A 24,779-nucleotide genomic window follows, 5' to 3' on the forward strand; every position below is an offset into this window, starting at 1 on the left:
GCGCTTATGTTACGACCGAAACCTTTATTTTATGTCTTAATTTTGCAGTATAAAAATGGAGGTCGTGAGTAAAGTGTTGAATGTTGTAAAATGCAAATGTCCTAATTGTAATGAGGGTAAGGTCTTTAGTGGGCAAGGAAATGTTTTTTTGTTCAGAATGCCGATAATGAATGAAAGGTGTCCTGAATGCAATTTTAAATTTGAAAAAGAAACGGGCTTCTTTTTTGGAGCTATGTTCGTTAGTTATGCCTTGGCTGTGGCACAAATGATAATAAGCCTTGTGTTGTTTTGGTATTTTGTGGATCTGTCTCCGTTGCGGGTATTTACTATTATTGCTTTGGTAACTGTACTGTTGAGCACTTTTAATTTTAGGCTGTCAAGATCTATTTGGATCCATTTGTTTTACAAACTTTAAAATATTGATTTAAGTAGGGTTTGTCATTTCTTTGGCAAGTTTAACTACTCTTTCTGTTATTCTATTAGGATCATTTTTTCTCCAGTTCATAAATAAGCTAATAGTCTCATCTAGCGCTATAAACCTAACGCCAATTGCATTTGAGAATTTATAGGATAACGGTAGTATAGATATGCCTAGGCCTTGTGCAACAAGATTAATGATCATACCTCCAAAATCAGATTCAATAACAGTTTTTGGCTCAAAACCGTTTTTTTTTGAAAAAGACTTTTTAATAGTGAAGGTAAGTTAGTGTTTCAATGTAAACCAGAAATAATTAATTTTTCATCTTGCAACACCTTTAAATCCTTTAAGGTTGTATTGGTCAACCAATGTTTCTCTGGAACAACAAGGCAGATAGGTTCAATATATAATTTACACGACATTATATGAGTGTTATTTATAGTATCTCTATTTTAAATTTTTATACCTTATTTTGAAGTCGAAATTTTGCACTGTTACTTATGAGTACTGATAAAAAGGGTATTAAACCAAATAAGATTCCGTGGCCAACCAAAAAGGCTATGCAACAAGTATATGAAATGAATCTGTGGGGTAGTGGTACTGAAGATTTTTATTCAGGTGAAGGCTCTCATAAGCCAGATATTGTAAAACCTTATATCAACACATTAATTGCGTTTTTAACCTCATTTGAAAATCCCATTTCTGTTTGTGATTTGGGTTGTGGTGATTTTAATGTAGGAAAAGAACTGGTGGGGTACACCAAGAAGTATATTGCTGTAGATATTGTGCCAGAATTAATTACGCACAACAAGAAAAAGTTTAAATCAAAAAACGTAGAGTTTCAATGTTTGGATATTGCAGTAGATGACCTTCCTGTTGCGGATTGCGCTATTATACGTCAAGTATTGCAACACATTTCTAACGATGAGGTACAGCAGGTTGTTCACAAGCTACCTGGTTTTAAGTATGTAATACTTACGGAACATCTTCCCTGTAAAGATTTTACGCCCAATTTGGATGTCATTTCCGGTCAAGGAACCCGTTTAAAAAAGAATAGTGGTATTAAACTTTTAGAGAATCCGTTTAATCTGAAAGTTTTGGAAGAGCAAGAGCTATTAAAAATAGTTGATGAGCACGGTGTTATTGTAACTACACTATTTAAATTGAATTGATGTGGTATTCCTCATTAGTATCATATAAAACGTTGTCATTGAACTCTAACTATTTTCATGTAATTAAATATAGGCAAATGCGCATTTAAGAATATCTAGTGAAGGAGCGTTTTTGGGTGGTTATTATTATGTTTGGTTTTTGATTTGCTAGGTATTGGCGAATATGACTATTATCTAGTGCCGACAAAAGCACTTTTTTATAAAGAGAATATGTCTTAAACGCGTTGGTTATGTGAGTTCAACGGAAAAAATCATTTTAGATAAAATAGACCACTACCATCATTCAACTATAATACTTTAGAATAAATAAGTATTAAGTGTGTTAAAGCAACATCATTAAAATGAATTGATCGTCCAAGCCGAATTTCCACAATCTGCGAAATTGAAATTGTACGTATCCTCTATTCGATTAAATAGTAAACGTATATTTCTTAAAAGGATGGCGAATGATTTGTGGTGGTGCTCAATGTAAGCAAACCATTTAAATTGTTGTTTTGTTTATAGGTCATTTTCGCTTTCATTCTTATCCACAGCCTTTTGTTTCATGTATCCATGAGCCCAAACCAAGATTCCACACCAAAAAAATAGTTGGTGGTATTGGGTTATTTTTGGTATCGGATCTGCTCCAAAAATACCCATCTCCATAAATTGAAAAATGAGACCTATTGTAACGAATACTAAAGCAATGTATACTGCTATATTTGGTTTATTAATATTTAGATTGCTTGCTTTTTAAAGATAAAATATAAAGCACCACCAATTAAAAGGGTAATTAAAATGGGCAAATACCTAAATGTGGTATCTTTATTTTGTTTCAATGGTAAAATCCATTTTCCATCTTCTAGAGCAATATTTATTTCGTAACTATTATCGCGGTCCAATTTAAATTTTTCTTTCGGGAAGCCCTCTAGTAAAAAAATAATAATAGATTGACTATTATTTAGGTCTTTGAACATTTCATTTTTTAAATAGATAGCGTTTGTCCCTTTAGGTAGGTCATTTAGCTCTGACACAATCTTGGTGTCGTGTCCTAAGAAAACTTTAGAATTTTTAAATTTCAGCGTGATATTTTTATTGAGAATAATGGAAAACCTAGACGCAAATAGTTGAAGTACCAATTCTTGAAATTCCTCTGGAGATGAATAGGCACCATGTCCGTTTATATAGTTGACCTCTTGTTGAAAAGCAGTCAATGAGCTATTTAATTGCATGACAATTTGCCCATTCTCCGTTTTAGAAAAAATTATACTTGAAAAATCTGGATTATGGGCACCTAGCAAATTGCTTGCCAATAGAAAAGCGGCAAGAAAAAGTTGTAAAAGCGGTTTCTTACATAGCATAAACACCACGTAAACCGTCAATGAAATTATTGCTTCCAGCCTTGTCTACATGGTAATGGTAACCTCTAATTTCGTCGTAATGACCTCTAAATTCGTCTAAATTTGTAGTTTCATTACCATTAGCATTAGTGTTGGCAAAAATTGGGTATCCGTCCATAGCATAGCCTATCATTGGAGCATGATTGTCTTCTTGTGGTATTTTTTTAGAAACACCAGTGGCTGCGTGGTAATGATATCCTTCATGTAGGTTTATATGTCCGCCAGCATCATCAAAAGGGGCAATGGTGTAAGCAGCTAAAATAACATCTACAGGTGCGGGTGCGTTAAATACAACACCGTTGAAAGCTAAACCTCTATTTGAAGGTCCGATAGCCCCTTCAACTGGTGGTGGTCCCTTAGGTCTTTCTCCGTCTTTTGGATGTTCCGGTCTTTCATATTCACCACCGCCGCCTGCAGGACGTCCAGAATTAAAAGCATACCCTTCAGGAGCCTTTTTTGGGGTAACGGGTATATAGTAGGTATGCGTCATCCCTGTTATATAAGAAGGTAAGCATTCCACACAAAAGTTTTTGTATTCTTCACCAACATTTGGGTTTGCGGCATCATTACATTCTTCCTTGGTCTTGGTTTTAGTGATTTCACCTGTGCTCTTATCATAGAGCATCCACGTATCATCATTAAGGAGTGTACCTAAGTTTTTAATAAATTCGCCATCTATATCATATATTTCCCCTTCAACGGCCCATATGCCACCTTTTGAAGCGTCATCTGAAATATTATCAGGACACCAAGGTCCCATATCGTGTTCTGTAGGTGTACCAGAGGTTACGATTTTGTAACAATCTGCGGTAGAACCATCGGACATTTCCTTACTAACAACAGATATTGGTTCAACTAAACCGCCAGGAAGAAAGTTTTCTTTATTGACGGAAAAGGTTGCTTCTGTAGTTGTTTCAGTATTGGATTTTGACTTTTTGTCTTTGCACGCAAAAAAATGAATACTATTACAGTTATCGCTAAAATCTTAAAATAAGTTTTCATCATAACGCCAAATTATAGTTTGTAATCTTCAAGTTAAGTACTTTAAAGTACATAATGCAGAATACACCCAGTTATTTAGCGCAGAACGGTCTGATTTATTTGGTGATAAGTCAATATTTAAGCTCTATAATATGTAGGTCAGACCGTAAAATGCTATTTCAAATCAAAATCTTGGTTATGATAAACATAGTGTCCTTATAAAAAGGACTCTTTTATTTGTTGTACTAGTTTGGTGCCGTCAGGATCTGCTTGTGTCTTTAAATGGCAAAAATCTTCTGCCCATTTAGAGGTGCGAAGTCGCAACGGAGGATTTTCATTTTGTGCAACCTTTAAAGCCACATTGGCAACTTCTAAACCAGTTTGGTATACCTGTTCTTCACTTTCTTGTGCCCTTTTTTGGTTCCCTGCCATATACCTTTCAAAAATAGGAAGGTATTCACCCGTTGCAAACTGGCCATCTACAGCAGTTTTATCAATAGCAGAAGTCATAAACTCTGTAGAAATTCCTCCTGGTTCAATGCATGTAAAATTGATATTAAAAGCATCTCCAACATATGTCGCAAGACCTTCCATAAAACCTTCAACGGCAAATTTTGCTCCACAATACAGTTCATTAAATGGTTGGCCTACCAAACCACCAACGGAAGTAATCGATATAATTTGGCCGCTTTTTTGCTTTCTCATATGTGGCAATACCGCCTGAGTACAGAAAACGACCCCTAGGTAATTGACATCGGTAACCCATCTAATTTCTGCCTCCGTACTTAGTTCGGTTGTTTTTGCAAAACCGGCACCGGCATTATTGAAAAGTATGTCTATTTTACCCTCTTTTTCTAAAATAGTTTCAACGGCAGCGGTTATTGATTCAATTTTAGTTACATCCAATTCAAGAATTTCAATATCTAAATTTTCATCAGCAATACGTTTCTTAAGTTCTGCCGCCTTTTTAAGATTTCGCATACTAGCATATACCTTAAAATTGTTTTTTGCGAATAATATGGCGCTTTCAAAACCTACGCCTGTTGATGTTCCTGTAATTAATACGTTTTTTTTCATAATCCTTCTATTTAGAGTGAATATTCATTCCATTTTAAATATAAATTTTTTATTCTTTAATTCCGTCCCAGACCAATTGTATTTGATTTTTAAGGGAAGAATTTTTAATTTCAGTTTGATTAAAATACCATCTTAAATAGGATAAAACGGCGCCGCCAATAAACATAAGCAACTCATCAACCGCTATAGCTTTAATTATACGTTCTTGCTTGCCTTTTATCAATAAATCTTTTACAGGTGTAACGGCTTTTGCACCTTCTGTTCGTATTTCTTCTGTGATAATAGGCGAAGCTTGTAATTGCTCCATAAATTGAAAACTCTCTGGATTTTCAGTAAAAAAGTCGATAATTGAGGTGAAATAAAGCTCAAATTGCGTCTTTATAGGTTGGTCGGCATTAAATTTTGCAAATAGTTCTTTCTCTTTATTCTTAATACCAATATATATTTCATTGATAAGAATATCTTTATTAGGGAAGTAGTTATAAATAGTACCCATGCCTGTACCTGCTGCTTTTGCAATGGTGGACATAGGTGTATTATGTACTCCTTTTTCCGTTAGCAATTTAAGCGCAGATGATAATATGGCATCTTTCTTATTCATAAGGTAAAGGTATGTAATTTGGAATAATTATTCCAAATTGAACTAATAAAATTTGTTTTAATATTAAAAATGAGACCTTGTTATTGCCAAACTCGTTAGTAGTTATTAAAGTGTTTAAATATTTACTTTAGGGGAAATAAAACAATATGGCACTTTTTTTAATTTCAAAAGATAAAATTAAATATGAGCTTTTGATACAAATTTTGCTTTGAGGTTTTTTATTCTTAGAATAAATCAGTTTTAAGCCCTTGAGGTCAGTGATTTAAAGAATACAAACCCAAAGCCTAAGAACAGCATAAAGTGAAAAGGAAACAGTCCAAAATCATTTAATGGTATTGCGCTGTACATGCCGAACATGAAATAGATCATTAAGGCAAATTCCAAAATCATATTGGGTGATAATTTTTTAGCTAGGTACTTATTGCCTTTCCAGCTTTGCTTTAAAGTACTGATGTTGAATTTTGGTGTACGTACAAATTCACTTCGTTTACCCATATGTCCTTCAATTACTGCAATGGTATTGTGTAAAGAGAAACCTAATGCTACAGAGAAAAAGGTGAAGAAAATACGTATATAATCTACAAAGTTGTTGAAACCGCTGCCTTGTATACTCTTATAGGTAAACCAATAGCAGACAAATAAGATGATGGTACTTACGGTGAACAAACTTAATAAGGAGAATACCCAATCTAAATGACCGTACGTATTTTTAATATATAGCGATGGTATGCTTAGTAACGCCACTAAGAATACACATAAGAACATAGAGCTGTTTAAAAGGTGCATTACCCCATGAAATTTAGTTTTAAAAGGTATGTTCTTTGCGCTTATAACGCTCCAGACCGTTTTTCTAAAGTTCTCTGCCCCACCTTTGTTCCAACGAAATTGCTGGGAACGTGCCGCACTTATTACAACAGGTAGTTCTGCTGGCGTTTCTACATTTTCTAAATACTTGAATTTCCAGTTTTTTAACTGTGCGCGGTAGCTAAGGTCAAGATCTTCTGTTAAAGTATCACCTTCCCAGTTACCTGCGTCAATTATGCACTCTTTTCTCCAAATACCTGCGGTGCCGTTGAAGTTGATGAAGTGGCCTTTACTGTTGCGTCCTACCTGTTCTAAGGTAAAGTGCGCATCAAGTGCAAATGCCTGTATTTTGGTTAGTGTAGAATAATCGCGGTTCAGATGCCCCCAACGGGTCTGTACTACACCGATCTCTTCGTCTTTAAAATAAATAACTGTTTTTTTCAGCCAATCTGAAGCCGGTAAAAAATCCGCATCAAAAATAGCTATGAATTCACCCTTGGCTACTTCAAGTCCCTCTTTTAAGGCGCCGGCCTTAAAACCGGAACGATCGGTTCTTGTAATATGTTTAATGTCCAAACCGGTTTCCTGCAATTTAGCAATACTGGCAGCAGTAGTAATAACGGTGTCATCTGTAGAATCATCCAGTACCTGAATCTCTAATTTACTTTTAGGATATTCTATTTTTGCAATATTCTCCAATAAACGGTCCATTACATACTCTTCGTTGAACACTGGAAGTTGAATGGTTACAAATGGAATTTCCTTAGGGTCTAAAAGATTAAATTTTGGAGCTGTTTGGTTCTGTCTTTTTTGAGATAAGTAGTTGATCAACAGATTAAGCTGTGCCAAGCTATAAAAGAAAATTAATAGTAAAGAAATACTATAAATTATGATAATAAAATAAGCTAAAGCTAGTGCCATATTATTTAATACTGTATTTGAAGATCCACCCCAAAATTTTTATGCCTGCAAATATACTACCTTTTACGGTACCAGATACCTTAGATACGCCAATTCTTCGTTTGTAACGTACTGGTACTTCGGTATATGTCATCTTTTTCTTAAGAATTTTAAGTTGCATTTCAACCGTCCATCCATAAGTTTTGTCCTCCATGTTCAATTCTTTGAGCTTTTCGTACTTAATTGCCCTAAATGGGCCCAAATCCGTAAATTTTGCACCAAAAAACAATCGCATTAAAAATGTAGCCAACCAGTTGCCAAAAACCTGTTGTGGGGTCATGGATCCTTCTTCTCGTAGACTCTTGGTTCTGGCACCTACCACAAAATCGATATTATTTTTTAAAATAGGGGCTACTACCTTGGTTAGTTCTTCCGGATAGTCAGAATAGTCTCCGTCAATAAATACGATAATATCAGGTTGTTTTGACAGGTTTGATATGTATTCTAGGCCTTTAAGACAAGCATAGCCATATCCTTTTCTGTTTTCTGTAAGTACGGTAGCACCTGCTGCTGCTGCATTTTTTTCGGTATCATCTGTAGAGTTATTATTAACAACGATGACCTCAGAAACCGATTTTGGTAGTTCATTGATGACATGCGCAATGGAATCTGCTTCGTTAAAAGCTGGTATTATTACTTTAATGTCTGTCATTATTTTAAATCTGATAAGCTATTTTCACTGGTAAAAGCACGAAAAGATGTCCATTCCTTTATTTTTTCACCTTTACTATATTTCTCTGCGGATATCAATTTAGTATCCTTGTATTTTAGGCAGTATCCGTCTTTAATACCTTTTGTGAGCTGGCACTTATGGTTTATTCTTCCTTTTTTATCGTAAAATAGCCACCACCCTATTTCTTTATTATCGGCAAATTTTCCCTCTTTGGTTCTTATACGGTCTTCGCTGTAAAAAAACCAATATTTTTCCCTCTTGCCATAAGCGTAAAAACCCTGTTCAGATTTGTAACCGTTAGGGTGGTAGAAAGTCCAATAATCTGTTCTTGTGCTATAGCGCATCCATCCTTCACTTTCTAGTGTGCCGTCTTCGTAGTAGGTGCGCTCGTAACGTTTATCTTCAGGGTTTATAAAAGCTAACATTCCTATACAGATAAGAGCGGGGTAAGAAAGTTTTAATAGCTTCATTTTATAAATATTTAGATTAATAAGTAAATCATGGCTGTATGAATAATAAAGCCGTTATTTTCGATTTTTAATGATATAAGTGTTTTTTCCTCTTTTAAGCGGAATTTTAGTTTCTTGCCAAATCAAGTTACCTGTCATGGTATTTGAAATTATTATTTCGGCAAATAGTTTATTCTTGTTTCTCCTTATGTCAAATTCAATATTTCCTTTTGGTGTGGGTAGCAAACCTACCATTTTATTTAGCTTGCCAAAAGTGGGAGCTATAGCTATTTCTTCAAAATTATTTTTTACCGAGCTAATGCCCGCCAAATAATTGAAATAAAAATAGGCTGGTGATGCACTCCATGGATGAACCTCTGACCTTGTTGGCTTTTCGGCACTTTCAAAGCGTTCTAGGGTAGTGGTCATATGATCGTTGATCATTTGCTCCCAAGGTTTTTGTGCAAGGTCGAATAGCTCTGGTGCACCCACTTTTTTTATCGCTTCAAAAAGATAAAAGCGATAGTAGTAGGTAGCCTGTAATAAATCTTTTTCGGTTAAAATTTTTGATAATAATGCTTTTTGCTCTGACAATGGTATGGCATTGGTCAATATGGCCATGATATTGGTATGTTGATCATAAATGGTCTTGTCTGGTCTTTCAGCAAAGAGCTTTCTTTTGGCATCGTAACAATGTTCGTTGACCGATGCTATAATTTCTTGCGCTCTATTTTTATAGCTGTGATAGGTATGATCATCTCCTATTTCTTTAAAAAGTAGTGCGGCGTTCTGTAGGGCATGAACATAATGTAAGCTTACAACGGCAGAATTGAGACCATCGTTTTTTGTTGCCGTACCACTGCCATTATTGGGTCCTGTATACCAATCAACGAAATAGCGATAGGGTGTTTTGTTTACCAAATTAAGCTCATTCATGTTCTTTTCAAAACCAGCTAAAGTATTGGTTATGCCGTCTTTGTAAGTATGTATAAATGCTTTGTCACCAGAGGTTTTATAATAATCGGCAATCATATCTACCCAAACCAAAGAATAGGTAGGGTAAATAAATGTAGAGCGTAGAGGATAGGCACCTAATATATTGCCATCAGAATCCCTGGAATGATCAAATTGGCGAATGGCATTTTTGGTATGTGCCGTATTACCGCTCATTGACTGCCAAATTAAAGCCTGTATTTTGGTATCGCCAACATATTGCATGGTCTCATAATAGGCATCGCTCAAAAAATAATCTTGTGTACAGATATCAATAGTGCGTTTGCAAATTTTAAAGATGTCGTTGTACATGTCATCGTCCGAAGAAAACTCTGCGATAGATGGTATGGTGGTTCGTGATCTATGATTTACAAATTTTTCTAGAACAAGTTCCTGATCTTTGGTTTCAATTTCAAATTCAATGAAACGAAAGGTGCGCATCCAATTTGGGATAAATTTTTGGTTCGCTTCTCCGTTAGATATTACTTCGTCGTAATAACCCAAAAGCTTTTTATTTTCTAAGTCGTTACGGTCTCCTTTTTCGTTGTTTGCACCAAAAAGATTCTCGGCATATTTAATAGTGATTTTGGCTGATTTTCCTTTGCTAAAAATCAGTTCAGGAAAACCGTTGGTAACATATTGCCGATCGATTAAAAAAGTAATATTCTTGTTTGGAGCAACTCTAAGTTCACCTGTTTTTGGGAAAGCGGTGTCAATAGGGTTACTTGACCTTACAATACTACCTACAGGTTCTTCATCCCAGGAAAGCAAAGGCAAATTACGAGGTTCTAATAAATAGGCAATGGAACCGCCCATGCTACTGGCATTCTCAAAAAATTCAACCTTTTTCCACTTGGAATCATCATAATCCAACATTTCCCAATGTGTAGGGTAGTGGTTCATATCAACAATATCGGTTGGATTGTTTGCATAGAATCCGCCAACGATTGCCTTTTCCCCATTACCTCTCCAAACCACTTCATTGGCTTTATATGATTGGTCTATAGTGCTTAGCCAATTATCATTGTTTCCAGTGGTATTGATAAATTTTGCATTTTCGGTAACACCATTTACCATAACACTGGTAAATATGGACTGCATACCCAAAAACCTTCTTTTACCAAAATTGATGACCTTAACGGCGATAGCGTTTTTGCCCTTGTTTAGATAGTCTTTTAAGTTTAAGGTTTCAAATTTATAGTGCTGAATGTCGCTTAATTGCGGACCGTGGGTAATAAAATGCCCATTTACATATAAAAAATAATGATTGTCTGCAGAAATATTAATGATGAAATCTTCTTTAGAATCGGTGATATTGAAAGTGTTTCTAAATAACACTGCAATGTCTTCTCCACCTTTAATATCTGGATGGCTAACCCAGCTGGCGCTTATATTTTCCTTACCATAAATTACCTCAGGATAATTGATTTCTTTTTGCCCCTGTAAATGCAAAGAGAGGAGAATTATGATAAAAAGAAAGCGATTCATTTTTAATTTCTATGGTGGTTATTACGTTGTAAAGGTCATGAAAGATTAGCTAAAACCAATCTTTCATGTTCTTTTTCCTAGATGATAACTTTGGGCACTTTCTAAATGACCCTACTGAATACCACTAGTTTTTGTTTACAAGGTCCATTAAATCAACATCATTGCCCAACAAAACTTCTTTAGAGTCTATACGTCCTTTTTCTGGTCCGTTTTCTAATTTTAATACACCTCTAGGGCAAACAGCGGAACAGATACCACAGCCAACACAACTAGATCTTACAATATTTGCGCCTTTTTGAGCGTAAGCACGTACATCTATACCCATTTCACAGTAGGTAGAACAGTTACCGCAGGAGATACATTGACCACCATTGGTAGTAATTCTAAATTTAGAGAACATACGTTGCTGAAATCCTAATATTGCGGCCATTGGGCAACCAAATCTACACCAAACACGGTTTCCTAAAATAGGGTAAAACCCTGTTCCAATGACTCCTGAGAATACACTTCCAATCAAAAAGCTGTACGTGGTTCTTAGCGTTTCTGCCTTGAAAATGAATATATTTCCTGAGCCACTAAAAAAGTGCATACCTATTAACACCGCTATTATGGTAAAATATCCAATAGCGCCATATTTGGCATCTTTCTCAAGTTCGTCTCTTTTGTAAATCATTACCCATGCAAATACAGCGGTTAAAATAATGGCAACGCCAGAAATAAACATGGTTTTTGTTAGCCAGTATTTACTGGTGTCGTTACCTAAATAAGAGTAGATTACCGCAGTAGTCATTAAGGTTACGAATACTACTACACTGTGTACTACCCAGCGCTCAACTTTCCAGGCGAATTTGGATTTGTCGCTTAATTGGCGAAAAGAATCTCCAGCAGTTTCTGCCAGGCCGCCACAACCACATACCCAAGAGCAATACCAACGTTTACCATATTTATAGGTCAAGAAAGGAGATATAACAAATATGGATATGATTCCAAAAAATAACATAGTCATACCTACACTGCCAGAATCTATGAAACCGTTAATACGGTAGCGCTCAAAATTATAATAATTTAAGGGCCACATATTCTTAAGGTCATAATAGGGTAAATCACCGTTTAACCTTGCCATAATTTCTGGGATAAAGAATGCAAATGCCGTTTGAAAGAACATGACACTTACCGTTCTTAACTGTTCGTATTTATTATGACGGTATTTCCAAATAAATTTAGCTCCAAAAGCCAAAATAGCTACGGTATATAGCGTACCATAAACAAACCATTGGCTGGCTGGGTTACCGCTTAAAGCTTTGCTCAACGGGTCAAATAATGCAATTAAACCAGTGTTGTCACCATCTTTTACTAGCCCTAAATATTGCGGATAAAAGTAAAGAACAATGTAGAATCCTGTTAAGGCGATACCTGCCATCCAGGCTAGTACACCTCTGCTGGACATTGATTTAAACCAAACCCCATCATTTTTTATCCCTTTATGTTTGTGTGCATATGCAGCCTGTGAAAACCAAATAATTCCGGCAAAAATGGCAAGAATAGCTATTGAAAGCCATAGTGCACTATTGCCTAAATTTAAATTGAACAATTGTAAAATAAGAATGCCCATACCGGTCATACCTGTTATTACTGCCAATTTTTGACCAGTGTTCAAAGCTTTTGGCGGTTCTCCCGCAAGTGACATACTTCTATTTAGATTACCCATGGTAGGTGTGTTTTTATTTTAATAATTGAGTTAGGCGATGCTGAAAATTCGTTTCCAACTTTTTTTCTTCGGATTAATATTCTTGTTGTAATCGCTATTGTATTTGGCAACAATTGCATCTTCGTGAAGATTGTAGAATTCCGGATCAAAATTGGCATCTTTTAAGTAAGTCATTACATGATCAATATCTTTGTTCTCCGTTAACCATTGGTCAAAAATCTCATGTCTCATACGTATGCCAAAAGTGTTGATGCCTAAAAATTGATTAGTGTCTTTGTCGAACGCTACGGTAATACATATTTTTTCTTCGGGGTGTCTCCAATGAAAATGCTGTTCATTTTCTTTTTTGCCTCGTTCACTAAACACCCACCCATATGTTTGGTACTCTACATCTAAAAATTTCGCGGAGTTGAACCAGTGACCGGGATTATACTTTCTTGGGTTTCCACAAATAGTCTGTGCCAGGGTTTCGCCCATCATTCTACCAGTATACCATACGGCCTCTATAGGTCTTCTGCTACCTATGCCTTCATGTTGCTCTGCACAATCGCCAATGGCGTACACATCTTTTATGTTGGTTTCTAAAAATCTATTTACTTTAACACCTCTGCCTATTTCTATACCAGAATCCTTTAGAAAATCTATATTAGGGGCAACACCGGCCGTTAGGCCAACAACGTTACATTCAATGGTTTCACCTTTATCTGTAACAACAGCTTTGGCATGACCGTTATCATCGGCAATAATTTTTTCAAGATTAGTGTCTAACTGTAAATCTATATGGTGCTCTATAATATGCTCGTTGATCATTGCGGATTCTCCTGCGGGTAGCACACCGTTCCAAAAACTTTTTTCACGAACTAAAAAAGTGACCGGTATTTCTCTAGAACGTAACATTTCTGCCATTTCTATACCTATAAGTCCGCCACCAACAATTACCGCTCTATTACACACCTTGTTGTTAGGGGCATTTTTTTCTAGCATTTCAAGATCTTGTTTGGAATACAGTCCTTGTACACCTTTTAAATCTTGACCGGGCCAGCCAAACTTGTTGGGTTTTGAGCCGGTTGCAATTACCAATTTGTCATAAGAAACAGTAGAACCTCCTTTTAAAAGTAATTTTTTAGAATCGGTGTCTACTTTTTCAACAAAACCGTTCATAAGATCAATTCTGTTCTTTTTCCAGAACCAGTTCTCATAAGGTTGGGTATGTTCAAATTTCATGTGTCCCATGTAAACGTACATTAGGGCTGTTCGCGAAAAGAAATAATCGCTTTCTGCAGAAATAATAGTAATTCTTTTGTCAGATAGTTTACGAATATGTCTAGCTAAGGTGACACCGGAAATGCCATTACCTATAATTACAATATGATCCATAAAATGATTTTGTTGGTGGTTGTGTCGGTTTTAAAGGTAAGAACTTAACAGCTACATTTTAATTTAGAAAGATTATAAACTTGTTATAACTCTGTGATACTTTTAATCGTAGTTTGCGTTTTAATGAAATTAAAACGTCTTTGTAACATACAGAAAATCAGTGATTAATTGAGACGTAAGTATTGAAAAAATCGTTGAAAAATATTTTTTTGTTTGTATGGTTTTTAAAAAATGACCGACTTAAACAATCTCAAAAGCAATTTTAAATTAAGATTACCATGAAAAAAACTATTATACCTTTTATGTTCATCCTTTTTGCTGTAAACAGTATAACGGCACAAGAATTAACTACTTTTTTTAGCAAAAGCGATAGCTTTTTTAAAGCCAATGTAGTGAACGACAAAGTGAAGTATGCCGCAATTAAAAATGACCCAAAAAGTTTAAATGAGGTTTTGGAAATAGCAAAGGGTATTTCAATTTCTAAATCTGATGCTACACAATACCAAGCCTTCTGGATCAATGCTTATAATTTATTGGTCATAGACGGTATTGTAAACAATTACCCATTAAAATCACCATTGGATGTTCCTGGATTTTTTGATAAAACTAAACATGAGGTTGGCGGTAAATCCATAACCTTGAACGGTATAGAGAATAATTTGCTGAGAGCGGAATTTCCTTCTGAAGCAAGATTTCATTTTGTATTGGTATGTGCAGGTTTGGGTTGTCCTCCTATAATAAATACGGCATATAAACCGGCTACATTGAACAGTCAATTACAAAAACAAACGGTTTTGGCATTGAACAACCCCAATTTTATTAAGGTAAATAAGAATAAGGTGCAAATTTCACAATTATTCGAGTGGTATAAGGGAGATTTTGAACAAAAAGGAAGCACCGTAGAATTTATTAATACCTACAGAAAGGAACAATTACCAGAAAAGGCAAAAGTATCTTATTATCCTTATGACTGGACTTTGAACGAAACTAAATAATCAACTAAGAATTTTAAAAACCTAGAGATGAAAATTATAATTAGAAACATATTTCTTACAGCAGCCTTCTGCGCTTTTTTTACAGGCTTTGCTCAAGATAGTTTGCAGCAGAAAAGTAATATTCAACAGTATACACCTTCAAAATTGGTTGGTAAGGGTCAGTATGATGTAAAATGGTTCAACAATTTGTACACACAGACCAAAAGTACTTTTACAGACGGTACCGAGTCTAGACAAACTTTTTTTACCTCTACGTTAGAAGGATATACAGGTGTAGGAACCAATAAACGATGGAATATAGGTGCTATTTTAGAATTTAGATCTAACGTGATCGGTGATAGAAGTGCTACTGATGTTTTTAAATTTGATGGCGAAAACAACACGGCTAGATCTGGACTTACCTCTATTGCACCATCTGTAAAGTTTGTGCCAATAGCATCGGTAAGTAATTTTTCCATACAGAGTTCTTTCTTTATTCCGTTAGTGGATAATGAAACTGAAAACGGGGTTTTCCTTGATCAAAAAGGTTACATATGGCAGAATAGATTTTTCTATGACTATACTTTTCCGGGAGACAAATGGCAACTTTTTAGTGAGATCAACTCAGAGCTAAGTTTTGGTGATAAAGAAGAGAGCTTTGCCAATAATAGTTTAAACCTGACACCAGGTTTGTTCTTGAGCTATTTTCCTTCCAGTAAGTTCACAGTTTTGGCGTTGGCGCAACACTCTCAACGATTGGATTTAGGTAACAATTTTGCACAAGATTTCACTGCCATTGGTGGTGGTGCAAAGTATCAGTTAACAAGTGCCTTGAACCTAGAATTGCTGTATACTAATTTTGTACGCGGTAGTAATACCGGTTTAGGACAAACATTTAATCTAGGGTTAAGAGGTATTTTTTAATTTTTATTTGAGTGTTTCTTAAAAGAGTCTATTGTTGTAAGGCAATTAGACTCTTTTTTTGGTTTAGGTCATGTTGTTTTAACTAAAATTGATTCCGTACTTAATTTGTTCTATATTGAGACTCAAGATGAAATGTCCTTATGGTTTATGACTTAAATACCTGCAAATGTAAAGGTATGCTGTTGGTTGTTGCAGTACTGTTTTTAGTATGCTCATCTGCGTATGGGCAAACCAATGAGGTAAGTCAACTGCAGTTTTCAGGAACAAAGCGCACTAAGATTTCTTTTATTGAAAAACTGGTTACCTTAAAGAAAGGTATGGAGTTAGATTCTGTAGTAATGGATCAAGATATTCTCCGTTTAAAAAAACTGCCTTCTGTATCTCATGCTTATTACAATGTCAATATTTTACCAAATAAAACTTGTAATGTTGAATATGTTATTGAAGAGAACTTTACGTTAATTCCGTTTGCCAATCTTTTCAGTTCCTCAAATGATAATTTTGCATTTAGGGTAGGTTTGCAAGAGTTCAATTCTTTTGGTAAAAACATTACTCTAGGGGCTTTTTATCAATATGATAATTACAGCTCTTTTGGTTTAAGTGTAAGAGCGCCCTATTTATTTACCAATAAGCTAGGGCTTGCCTTTAATTATAATGATTTCAGCACATTGGAACCTGTTTTTTTTCAAGATGATACGGCTAATTACAAATACAATAATACCGGTATTGAACTCTTGGGGCTGTATGAATTCAGTTTTAAAAACAGAATGGAGCTGGGCTTTAGTTTTTTTACGGAAGATTATGAATATATAGAGGGCGCCACAAGTGCTGGGGTACCTTTGAATTTGAATGTAGATAAGCATTTGTTCAAATTCATTTATGATTATAATAGTTTAGATTACTTCTATCATTATTTAGAAGGATTTAGAAGTCAGTTGAATTTGCAATATGTAGGTAGTACAAATACCAATCTTCCCGAATTTTTAATTGGTTTCAATGATTTTACGTATTTCAAAAGAATAGGTGATAAAGGTAATTGGGCAAATAGGCTGCGCTTAGGTTTGGCAAGTAATGTTGATAGTCCTTTTGCACCTTTTACTGTAGATAATAATTTAAATATTAGAGGCGTAGGTAATACAATTGACAGAGGTACCGGAATGATTGTTTTAAATACGGAATATCGTCAAACTATAATTGATAAAAACAAGTTTGTTCTACAAGGAAATGTTTTTATAGATGGAGGTACATGGCGCAACCCAGCAGGCGGATTCGATGATTTGTGGGAAAGTGAAAATCTTAGAATTTACCCAGGCGTAGGGTTACGATTTATGCACAAGCGCATTTTCAATGCAATTTTTAGAATTGATTACGGCTACGGAATTACAAAAGACGGAGACAACGGTATTGTCTTTGGTATTGGTCAATATTTTTAGCAATCTTTGTGGCTTTATGAGAGGTCTTCCGTAAATTATGGCATAGACCTTGCGTTTGGTACCAAGATGAATTACAAAAATTTTACCATAGTAATATGTATGTTTTTAAGTGTTTTTTGCTTTGGGCAAGATTCATTAAAAACTACTGTTGCAGAACCTGGTGACGGTATACTGTCACTGTTGAGAAAGCAAGGTGTTGACCCCTATGAAGTGTTCGATGAATTTGTGTTGTTGAACAATGAAAATTTACGCGATAGTGTACATCTTATTGCGGGTAGAACATACATTATGCCAGCTGTAAAATTAGATACTGTGGCAATTGTAGATTCCCTACAGATACAGTCTAAGGAAATTAAGGAATTGGAAAGTGTTTCTTATGATATATTTGGTGAGAAACATAAAAATGTCATTGAGAAAAGTGAGCGATTAAAAGGTACTATATATTATTTGGTGAGCGGTCATGGCGGTCCTGATCCCGGGGCAATGGGCATATATGCCGGTAAGGCCATTGCAGAAGATGAATACGCATATGACATAACCTTGCGTTTGGCAAAAGAATTGCTTTCCCATGGTGCAAAAGTCTATATTATTATACAAGATCCCAATGACGGTATTAGAGATGATTTTATTTTAGAGGTCGACCATGATGAGGTGGCTTATTTAGACAAAACAATACCTTTAAATCAAGTTGCGAGATTAAAGCAGCGTGTAGAAGTTGTAAATGATTTATATAAATCTAATAAAGGCAACTATCAAAGATTGATAGTTACACATGTAGATAGTAGAAGCGAGGGGCAGAACATAGATGTGTTTTTTTATCACCATGAGCATAGTAAAAATGGTAAAAGATTGGCGCAAAGTATTCATAGGACCTTTGAAGCCAAGTATAAGAAATACCAACCAAACCGAAGCTACTCTGGTACTTTTGAGGATAGAACCTCTCTTTATTTGGTGAAAAAGACTCACCCTGCTATGACCTTTATCGAAATTGGAAATATTAGAAATGCCAAAGATCAAGTAAGGATTGTGGATCCAGATAATAGGCAGGCATTGGCAAAATGGATCAGTGAAGGGGTGTTGCTGGATTATGAAGGGGAATAGAACTACTACTAACTGTCTAAATTGTTCTGCTTTAAAAAAAAACCTTTACGGTTGTTATGTCCGTAAAGGTTAATATATAAGATTGCAATTAAATTAGTAGATACCTAGTTTAAATCTGCTACTAAAACATCCCAATTTTGAAATTCTCCTTCTGCCACTTCTTCTTGTTGACCGTATAGAATATATATATTTCCATTGATTACGGTCATAGAATGAATGGTTTCATTTTCAGAACTTGTTAGGTTAGTGCTCAATTCAGTGAATTCATTGTTTAATGTATTGTACACCCCTAAATAAGGATCATTGTCAACCTGAGTTAAAAATCCGTCAGGGTTACCATCTGCATCGGCATCATCTGTAAATGTTTTAATTTGTCCTCCCACAATTATTAAGTTTTCATGTTTACCGGTGTAGGTAAAATGGACAGATGATGGCATGGTTTCAGTGCTCAAATCCCCTGTTTCAAAATCATAGATATAAATAGTATTTTTTGCATTTTGACCAACGAACTCTTCTGTACCGCCAAAAACATATAGTTTGTTTTGGACGGTTTCTGCGCGGGCGCCACTTCTAATTTCTGGCATGGTAGTTTCAAGAGAAAGTGATGAATTAAGATCATCCCATTTATAAATTTCATTACCAACATTTTGTGTGTCGCCAAGAGATCCGCCTACGATAAAAATTTCGTCGTTTATTACGGCAGACCCATGTCTAGATAATGCAATCTGACCTTCATAAGAAGCACTGGTAGGATTTGTCTGTAAGCCTAAATCATATGTATTTATATATTGCCCGCCAACTACTTTTAGTTTATTGTCTATAATATGAAGTTGTTTTGAAACAATATCTCCTTGAAAAAATAATTGATCAGTGAGGTTTCCGTTTTCAAGATCGAATCTTGAGACACGTTCTGGATTCATGGATTCTGAACCTCTCATGCCATCTTCCCTGGTTACAATATAGATACTATTGCTGCTATTTGATCCTGTCATTCCTGGGGACATCCCGCTAACTGCATTTGATGGATAGGTGAAAGCAGGTGAAAAAGATAATGTTTCAGTAGGTACTTGTACATAGTCTTCCACTGTTTTTGGGCTAAGTATAATATCAATAGTTGATGAACCTTCGCCTAAAACGGTTCCTGTAATTGTATTTCCGTCTACATAGGTAAATGTAAAACCAGGGCTTTCTAAGTTAGCGCTACTTTCACTAACAAAATCAAAGGATGTTTTAAAAGGAGATTCATAATAATCTACCAAGGTTTCCTCTATTGTTGTAGCCTCGGTTTCAATGAAATTTCCTGGTCTCCATTCTAACGTACCGTTAAAGTCTGTTTTAGAACCTGCAAATACTTCATTGATGAAAATAAGCTCGTCGTCAATAACATTAAAATTATTTGAAATATTAAAAGTCCCTGAATTATTGGTCAAAATAGCTTCAGTAATTTTCCATGTTTGTTGATTTCCATTTGTAAGGGAGTTTATGACAGTTTCCCTTTCTTCGGCTAAAACAACTGTGGGGTCTGTAACTTCCTCTTCTGGTTCCTCAATCTGTTCTTGTTCTTGTTGTTCATTTTCGGTTACCTCGGTTTCGTCTTTATCACAACTGATAATAAAAAGAGTTAATACAGTAAAGAAAAAGTGCTTTAATACGTTGGTTTTCATTTTGGTATAGTTTTAAATTAACATTTATAAATGTAAAATGGTAGATACTGGAGAACAATACCCGTTATTGGGTAATTTTAAAACTTAGACCTACTTATAGTAACTAATAGGTGTCGTAAATTTTTTTAAAATGTGAAGAAATAAAAAGGCGCCAATAATTTAAGCAGCTATATGTTTTAGGTAATATTGGTATAGATCTTTTGGATTTGCGCCTAAACGATGTTTTAAGTGGATCATGCCAAAATGATACTGTAGCCTTATCATACCACGTTCTTCGTACCTTCTGGCAGAAGTGGTTACAGAAGAAGAAATTACCTTAAATGGTTTTAGTTTATAGACTCTCTGAATAAATTCATTGTCTTCATACACAATATAGCTTTCATTAAAACCATCTAGTTGGTTAAAAAGTTCACGGGTAATGAAAAGTGATTGATCACCACCTCGGCAAATTTGATGGTTGATACGGGTGCACCAAGAAAAGAATTTTAGAAAGGGGCTGTTGCTATTAAAGCGCATTTGAAAACAGCCTACCTCAAAGCCTTGGTTAATTTCGTTTAAAATGGCACGGTCAAAACCTTTGGGCGGTAAAGAATCTACATGTAAAAAATAAAGTACATCGCCAGTAGCTTTTGTAGCACCAAGATTCATTTGTTTTGCGCGTCCCCTATTGCTGTTGATTACCATTGCTCCATGTTTCTGAGCGTTGGCAACGGTACGGTCTGTACTGCCACCATCAACCACAAGTATTTCTTTTATACGGTTGCTGACCGCATTGTTAGAAATGGCAAAAAGCACATCTTTAATATACTTTTCTTCATTTAAAACAGGAATGATGATACTTATGGTTGGCTGGTGTGTACTCATAATACAATGTTGACCCTTTTATGGTAGCCAAATACCGGCAAACCTTACAATTGCTTGATCAATTCCTTAAATAACTTCACCATTTTAGGTTCTGTTTTTTCGGCAATGGAAATAATTTCACCTATATCAACAGGTTTTAGGTTATCTGGGTCGCATTCATCGGTCAAAACAGAAACGGCCACTATGGGTAATGATAAGTGATTGGCAACTATGACCTCTGGTACGGTACTCATGCCTACTGCATCTGCTCCTATCAATTTAATCATTCTGTATTCTGCCCTGGTTTCCAATTGAGGTCCTACAACAGATGCATACACACCGCTTTTCAATGAAATGTCATGCTCTTTTGCAATGGCGGTAAGTTTGTTGCGCATATCTACATCGTAAGGTTCAGACATATCTGCAAAACGTTCGCCAAATTCGCTTACACCTTTAAATGCCAATGGAGAGCCTCCTTGAAGGTTAATATGATCTTCTATCAACATCATATCTCCTTTCTTAAAATCTAGGTTTACCGCACCAGCGGCGTTAGAGATAAACAGTTTTGAAATACCTAACATATGCATTACGCGAATAGGGTAGGTAATGTCAAGAAAGTCATACCCCTCATAAAGGTGAAAACGACCTTGCATGACCACAACTTTCTTTCCGGATATGGTTCCATAGACTAATTTTCCTGTATGAAATTCCACGGTGGCCAATGGGAAAAATGGAATGTGGTTATAATGGGCATCTATGGGGTCTTCAATACTATCTACTAATTTTCCCAATCCTGTGCCCAGTACAATACCAATTTCTGGGTTGTCAAAACCTTTGTTCTTAAGGTAGGCTACAGACTCTAAAAGTTCTTCTTTCATCATTTTTTCATATGTTTTAAAAAAGGGGCAAAGGCTTCAATATCCTTTATGTCCTCATAATAATCAACGTCGTTTTTTGTTTCTAAAAGGGCGGTTGTTTCATTTTTAAGGTCTGCTAAGGTGTCCTTTAAAACGGTTTCCGTACCCCATAATTTATTTTTAAAAAGTTCGGGCACAAATTTTTTCATGCCCAATAAATAATATCCTCCATCTTCTGCAGGACCCACTACAAAATCATTTTTCTCTAAAGCCTTAAATGCATCTTCTAGATCATTTTGAGAAAGGTCTAGCATATCACTGCCAATGATGATGATTTTTTGATATTCGTTTCTAAATCCTTCTTGAAAGGCATTTGCCATGCGAATGCCAAGGTCATCGCCTTTTTGTATTTTTTTATCAAACTTAGAATTGTCCCAAATATCGTTATTCCAAATTTCTTCAGAGTAATACACCTGTTTTTCGGCATAAAGGTTTTTGGTAATGGCTACCGTATGCGCTAATAAGAATTTGTAAATATCAAATGCTGCTTGGTCACCTACAGTTGCTGCTAAACGCCTTTTGCCTTTACCAAGTTCTGGGTTTCTGGTAAAGATCAGCAAAAGGTTGTTTGAGTTTGCGAGAGTGAAATCTATAATTTTCTCGTCTTTTTCCGTCTTATTGTTTTGTAATATTGCCAATCTAATTCTTTAAATTTTCCAAACTCCTAACTAGTACACCTTAATTCCTTCTTTTAAAAGTTTGCCCCAATGCTTGCTAAACGCATGAACGCTATCGGTAGGTATTTCTTTGTCGTTAAAAACTTGTCCGCCTTTATTTTTCCAATCAAAAATTCCGCCATAAAGGTTTTGAACTTTGGTATACCCTAAATCTTTTAACTGTTCGCCAATATCTTCAGATCGAACACCAATAGAGCAGTATACTATAATAGGTTGTGTTTTGTCAGGTAAAGATTCTAAAACTCTTTGCTCGTCAAATTTTTTGTATCCTACCCAAATGGCATTTTTTAGGTGACTTACCTCAAATTCCTCTTTTTCCCTTGTATCTAGGTATGCAATAGAATCGGTAATCGGTAGATTATCAAAATATACATAGGGTATAGTGCCTTGGTTCCAAGAGTTCAAAGCCTTTGTAATTTTGTCTTGGCCTACGCTTTTATTAGAGAAGTGTAATAAAATCACAAGACAGAATATTAATTTAGAAATTAGTATTTTCATCTTTACAAAGGTACTATAATTAGATTTCAAGAAGTGCCGGTTGAAAAGTGAATTTATGGTTAAAACTTTGCAAAATAAAGGCTTACAGGTGTTTGTCTTAATAATGGGTATTTTAATAACTAGTTGTAAACAAGACGTTAAACAAGAAGTTTTCAAGGAAGATGTAGAGCCAACAGGGTATTATATAGAACCCTTTAGATCTCAATATCATTTTACACCAGAAGAAAAATGGATGAACGATCCAAACGGACTTGTCTATAATGATGGGGAATATCATTTGTTCTATCAATATTATCCGGATAGTACCGTTTGGGGACCTATGCATTGGGGTCATGCGGTAAGTAAAGATATGATGAAATGGAAGCATAAGCCAGTTGCGCTTTTTCCAGATGAACATGGATTGATATTTTCTGGTAGTGCCGTTATGGACCATAATAACACTTCGGGTTTTGGCACGGAAGATCAGACGGCAATGGTGGCTATTTTTACCTATCATGACATGGCGGGCGAGCAAGCAGGTAAAAAAGATTTTCAAACTCAGGGCATTGCCTATAGCTTAAATAATGGTGATAGTTGGACCAAGTATGAAGGGAACCCAGTAATTGGTAATACCGGCATTAAAGATTTTAGGGATCCCAAAGTGTTTTGGAACGATAAGGCAGAAACTTGGACAATGCTACTAGTAGCAGGTGATCATTTGCAAATATGGAACTCTCCTAATTTAAAAGAGTGGGAAAAAGTTAGTGAGTTTGGTAAAGAGCAAGGTGCTCATGGAGGGGTTTGGGAATGTCCGGATTTATTTCGGTTGAAGATTGAAGGTACCGATGAGGTAAAATGGGTATTGTTGATCAGTATAAATCCGGGTGCACCAAATGGGGGTAGTGGTACGCAATATTTTATAGGAGATTTTGATGGAGAAACATTTACCTCGGACCAAGTGGAGCATAAGTGGATAGATTTAGGTAGGGATAATTATGCAGGAGTAACCTATAATGATGCACCTAATGATGAACGTGTTTTTATTGGATGGATGAGCAATTGGGACTATGCAAGAGATACACCTACAGATAAATGGCGAAGTGCAATGACTGTACCTAGAGAATTGACCTTGCGGAAAGTAAATGATGACGTGTTGTTGTACAATTATCCGTTAAAAAGTTTTGAGAGGCACGTAGCAATGGCTTATCCGGAAAGTGTTTTGGAAATCTTGCCTACGAGAAAAAGAATTATGCCTCTTAAATATGGAAACCAAAGTAAAATACAGTTTACGCTTTCCGTGCCCAATGCGCAAATGTACTTTAGAAATAAAAATGGCGATAGCGTGAGTATAGATGTTGATAGGGACAAGAAAGTTGTCACTTTTGACCGAAGAAAATCGGGTAAGGTAGACTTTAGTGAAAAATTTGCTCCTGGTGTTCAACAAATGAAGATTCCGAATATACCGGACGGACCTATAGAAATAATGATGCTTTTAGACCATTCTTCGTTAGAGCTATTCATCAATGAGGGGCAGTATGTGATGACCAATCAAATTTTTCCCAATGAGTTTTTTAGGGCTTTGACCATTGTGAACAATTCAGAAAAAGAATTAAAAATTGAAGATTTTACAGAACATAAGGTAGAACGGGTTTGGGATTAACATGTTGTAAAATCAGTGTGTGAATTGCG

At 35.6% G+C, this 24,779-nt stretch carries 23 protein-coding genes; 7 read left to right on the top strand and 16 right to left on the bottom strand.

Going from position 1 to position 24,779, the window contains the following annotated elements; all coding sequences use genetic code 11:
- Positions 1-166 precede the first annotated feature (166 nt).
- Positions 167-415, top strand: a complete 249-nt coding sequence (locus tag PXC01_RS03675; protein ID WP_276471015.1) for a DUF983 domain-containing protein — start codon at positions 167-169, stop codon at positions 413-415.
- 9 nt (positions 416-424) lie between these two features.
- On the opposite strand, the gene PXC01_RS03680 is transcribed toward PXC01_RS03675, so the two are convergent.
- Positions 425-622 carry a type 2 periplasmic-binding domain-containing protein gene (locus PXC01_RS03680; RefSeq protein ID WP_276471016.1) on the bottom strand — a complete coding sequence of 66 codons (198 nt, stop codon included), beginning with the start codon at positions 620-622 and terminating at the stop codon, positions 425-427.
- 296 nt (positions 623-918) lie between these two features.
- Between PXC01_RS03680 and PXC01_RS03685 the strand changes: the two genes are divergently transcribed.
- Positions 919-1,590, top strand: a complete 672-nt coding sequence (locus tag PXC01_RS03685) for a class I SAM-dependent methyltransferase (protein WP_276471017.1) — start codon at positions 919-921, stop codon at positions 1,588-1,590.
- 716 nt (positions 1,591-2,306) lie between these two features.
- Here the strand turns inward: PXC01_RS03685 and PXC01_RS03690 are convergent.
- From PXC01_RS03690 to PXC01_RS03735, 10 genes are all read right to left on the bottom strand, one after another.
- On the bottom strand, positions 2,307-2,930 hold the full coding sequence (locus PXC01_RS03690) for a hypothetical protein (RefSeq protein ID WP_276471018.1): 624 nt from the start codon (positions 2,928-2,930) through the stop codon (positions 2,307-2,309).
- Complete coding sequence (locus PXC01_RS03695; RefSeq protein WP_276471019.1) at positions 2,920-3,795, bottom strand: YHYH protein; 876 nt, start codon at positions 3,793-3,795, stop codon at positions 2,920-2,922. The genes PXC01_RS03690 and PXC01_RS03695 overlap by 11 nt, the downstream gene beginning before the upstream one ends.
- Positions 3,796-4,166: 371 nt before the next feature.
- On the bottom strand, positions 4,167-5,027 hold the full coding sequence (locus PXC01_RS03700; protein WP_276471020.1) for an SDR family oxidoreductase: 861 nt from the start codon (positions 5,025-5,027) through the stop codon (positions 4,167-4,169).
- A gap of 49 nt (positions 5,028-5,076) precedes the next feature.
- A complete protein-coding gene (locus PXC01_RS03705; RefSeq protein ID WP_276471021.1) occupies positions 5,077-5,628 on the bottom strand; it encodes a TetR/AcrR family transcriptional regulator in 552 nt (183 codons plus the stop codon).
- A gap of 240 nt (positions 5,629-5,868) precedes the next feature.
- A complete protein-coding gene (locus tag PXC01_RS03710; RefSeq protein ID WP_276471022.1) occupies positions 5,869-7,353 on the bottom strand; it encodes a cellulose synthase family protein in 1,485 nt (494 codons plus the stop codon).
- A 1-nt stretch (position 7,354) separates the two neighbouring features.
- The gene (locus PXC01_RS03715) at positions 7,355-8,044 is read right to left on the bottom strand and encodes a glycosyltransferase family 2 protein (protein WP_276471023.1); all 690 of its coding nucleotides are present in this window, start codon (positions 8,042-8,044) and stop codon (positions 7,355-7,357) included.
- Positions 8,044-8,535 carry a toxin-antitoxin system YwqK family antitoxin gene (locus PXC01_RS03720; protein WP_276471024.1) on the bottom strand — a complete coding sequence of 164 codons (492 nt, stop codon included), beginning with the start codon at positions 8,533-8,535 and terminating at the stop codon, positions 8,044-8,046. The genes PXC01_RS03715 and PXC01_RS03720 overlap by 1 nt, the downstream gene beginning before the upstream one ends.
- Before the next feature lie 54 nt (positions 8,536-8,589).
- Positions 8,590-10,995 (bottom strand): alpha-L-rhamnosidase-related protein, encoded by a 2,406-nt coding sequence (locus tag PXC01_RS03725; protein WP_276471025.1) that lies wholly within the window; start codon positions 10,993-10,995, stop codon positions 8,590-8,592.
- Between the two features lie 124 nt (positions 10,996-11,119).
- Positions 11,120-12,703 (bottom strand): 4Fe-4S binding protein, encoded by a 1,584-nt coding sequence (locus PXC01_RS03730; protein WP_276471026.1) that lies wholly within the window; start codon positions 12,701-12,703, stop codon positions 11,120-11,122.
- 30 nt (positions 12,704-12,733) lie between these two features.
- The gene (locus PXC01_RS03735) at positions 12,734-14,080 is read right to left on the bottom strand and encodes an NAD(P)/FAD-dependent oxidoreductase (protein ID WP_276471027.1); all 1,347 of its coding nucleotides are present in this window, start codon (positions 14,078-14,080) and stop codon (positions 12,734-12,736) included.
- A 278-nt stretch (positions 14,081-14,358) separates the two neighbouring features.
- On the opposite strand from PXC01_RS03735, the gene PXC01_RS03740 reads away from it, so the two are divergent.
- The 4 genes from PXC01_RS03740 (at position 14,359) to PXC01_RS03755 (ending at position 18,512) form a co-directional block, all read left to right on the top strand.
- Positions 14,359-15,075: a DUF547 domain-containing protein gene (locus PXC01_RS03740; protein ID WP_276471028.1), complete on the top strand. Its 717-nt coding sequence runs from the start codon at positions 14,359-14,361 to the stop codon at positions 15,073-15,075.
- A 27-nt stretch (positions 15,076-15,102) separates the two neighbouring features.
- A complete protein-coding gene (locus tag PXC01_RS03745; RefSeq protein WP_276471029.1) occupies positions 15,103-15,978 on the top strand; it encodes a hypothetical protein in 876 nt (291 codons plus the stop codon).
- Positions 15,979-16,154: 176 nt separating this feature from the next.
- Positions 16,155-17,411, top strand: coding sequence for a BamA/TamA family outer membrane protein (locus PXC01_RS03750; RefSeq protein ID WP_276471030.1), 1,257 nt, complete (start codon positions 16,155-16,157; stop codon positions 17,409-17,411).
- 99 nt (positions 17,412-17,510) lie between these two features.
- On the top strand, positions 17,511-18,512 hold the full coding sequence (locus tag PXC01_RS03755; protein ID WP_276471031.1) for an N-acetylmuramoyl-L-alanine amidase family protein: 1,002 nt from the start codon (positions 17,511-17,513) through the stop codon (positions 18,510-18,512).
- Positions 18,513-18,616: 104 nt separating this feature from the next.
- On the opposite strand, the gene PXC01_RS03760 is transcribed toward PXC01_RS03755, so the two are convergent.
- The 5 genes from PXC01_RS03760 to PXC01_RS03780 all read right to left on the bottom strand — a co-directional run bounded on the left by PXC01_RS03760 (position 18,617) and on the right by PXC01_RS03780 (position 23,075).
- The gene (locus PXC01_RS03760) at positions 18,617-20,176 is read right to left on the bottom strand and encodes a Kelch repeat-containing protein (protein WP_276471032.1); all 1,560 of its coding nucleotides are present in this window, start codon (positions 20,174-20,176) and stop codon (positions 18,617-18,619) included.
- Positions 20,177-20,335: 159 nt separating this feature from the next.
- The gene (locus PXC01_RS03765; RefSeq protein WP_276471033.1) at positions 20,336-21,040 is read right to left on the bottom strand and encodes a TIGR04283 family arsenosugar biosynthesis glycosyltransferase; all 705 of its coding nucleotides are present in this window, start codon (positions 21,038-21,040) and stop codon (positions 20,336-20,338) included.
- A 44-nt stretch (positions 21,041-21,084) separates the two neighbouring features.
- Positions 21,085-21,900, bottom strand: a complete 816-nt coding sequence (locus tag PXC01_RS03770) for a purine-nucleoside phosphorylase (protein ID WP_058105036.1) — start codon at positions 21,898-21,900, stop codon at positions 21,085-21,087.
- Entirely contained in the window at positions 21,897-22,568 is a 672-nt protein-coding gene (locus tag PXC01_RS03775; RefSeq protein WP_276471251.1) for a TIGR04282 family arsenosugar biosynthesis glycosyltransferase, read from the bottom strand. The genes PXC01_RS03770 and PXC01_RS03775 overlap by 4 nt, the downstream gene beginning before the upstream one ends.
- 36 nt (positions 22,569-22,604) lie before the next feature.
- Positions 22,605-23,075: a rhodanese-like domain-containing protein gene (locus PXC01_RS03780; RefSeq protein ID WP_276471034.1), complete on the bottom strand. Its 471-nt coding sequence runs from the start codon at positions 23,073-23,075 to the stop codon at positions 22,605-22,607.
- Between the two features lie 91 nt (positions 23,076-23,166).
- Here PXC01_RS03780 and PXC01_RS03785 point away from each other — a divergent pair, with 91 nt between their 5' ends.
- Positions 23,167-24,750 (top strand): glycoside hydrolase family 32 protein, encoded by a 1,584-nt coding sequence (locus PXC01_RS03785; RefSeq protein WP_276471035.1) that lies wholly within the window; start codon positions 23,167-23,169, stop codon positions 24,748-24,750.
- The last annotated feature ends 29 nt before the right edge of the window (positions 24,751-24,779 follow it).

The organism is Maribacter huludaoensis (assembly GCF_029350945.1).
In the GTDB taxonomy this organism is placed as follows: domain Bacteria; phylum Bacteroidota; class Bacteroidia; order Flavobacteriales; family Flavobacteriaceae; genus Maribacter; species Maribacter huludaoensis.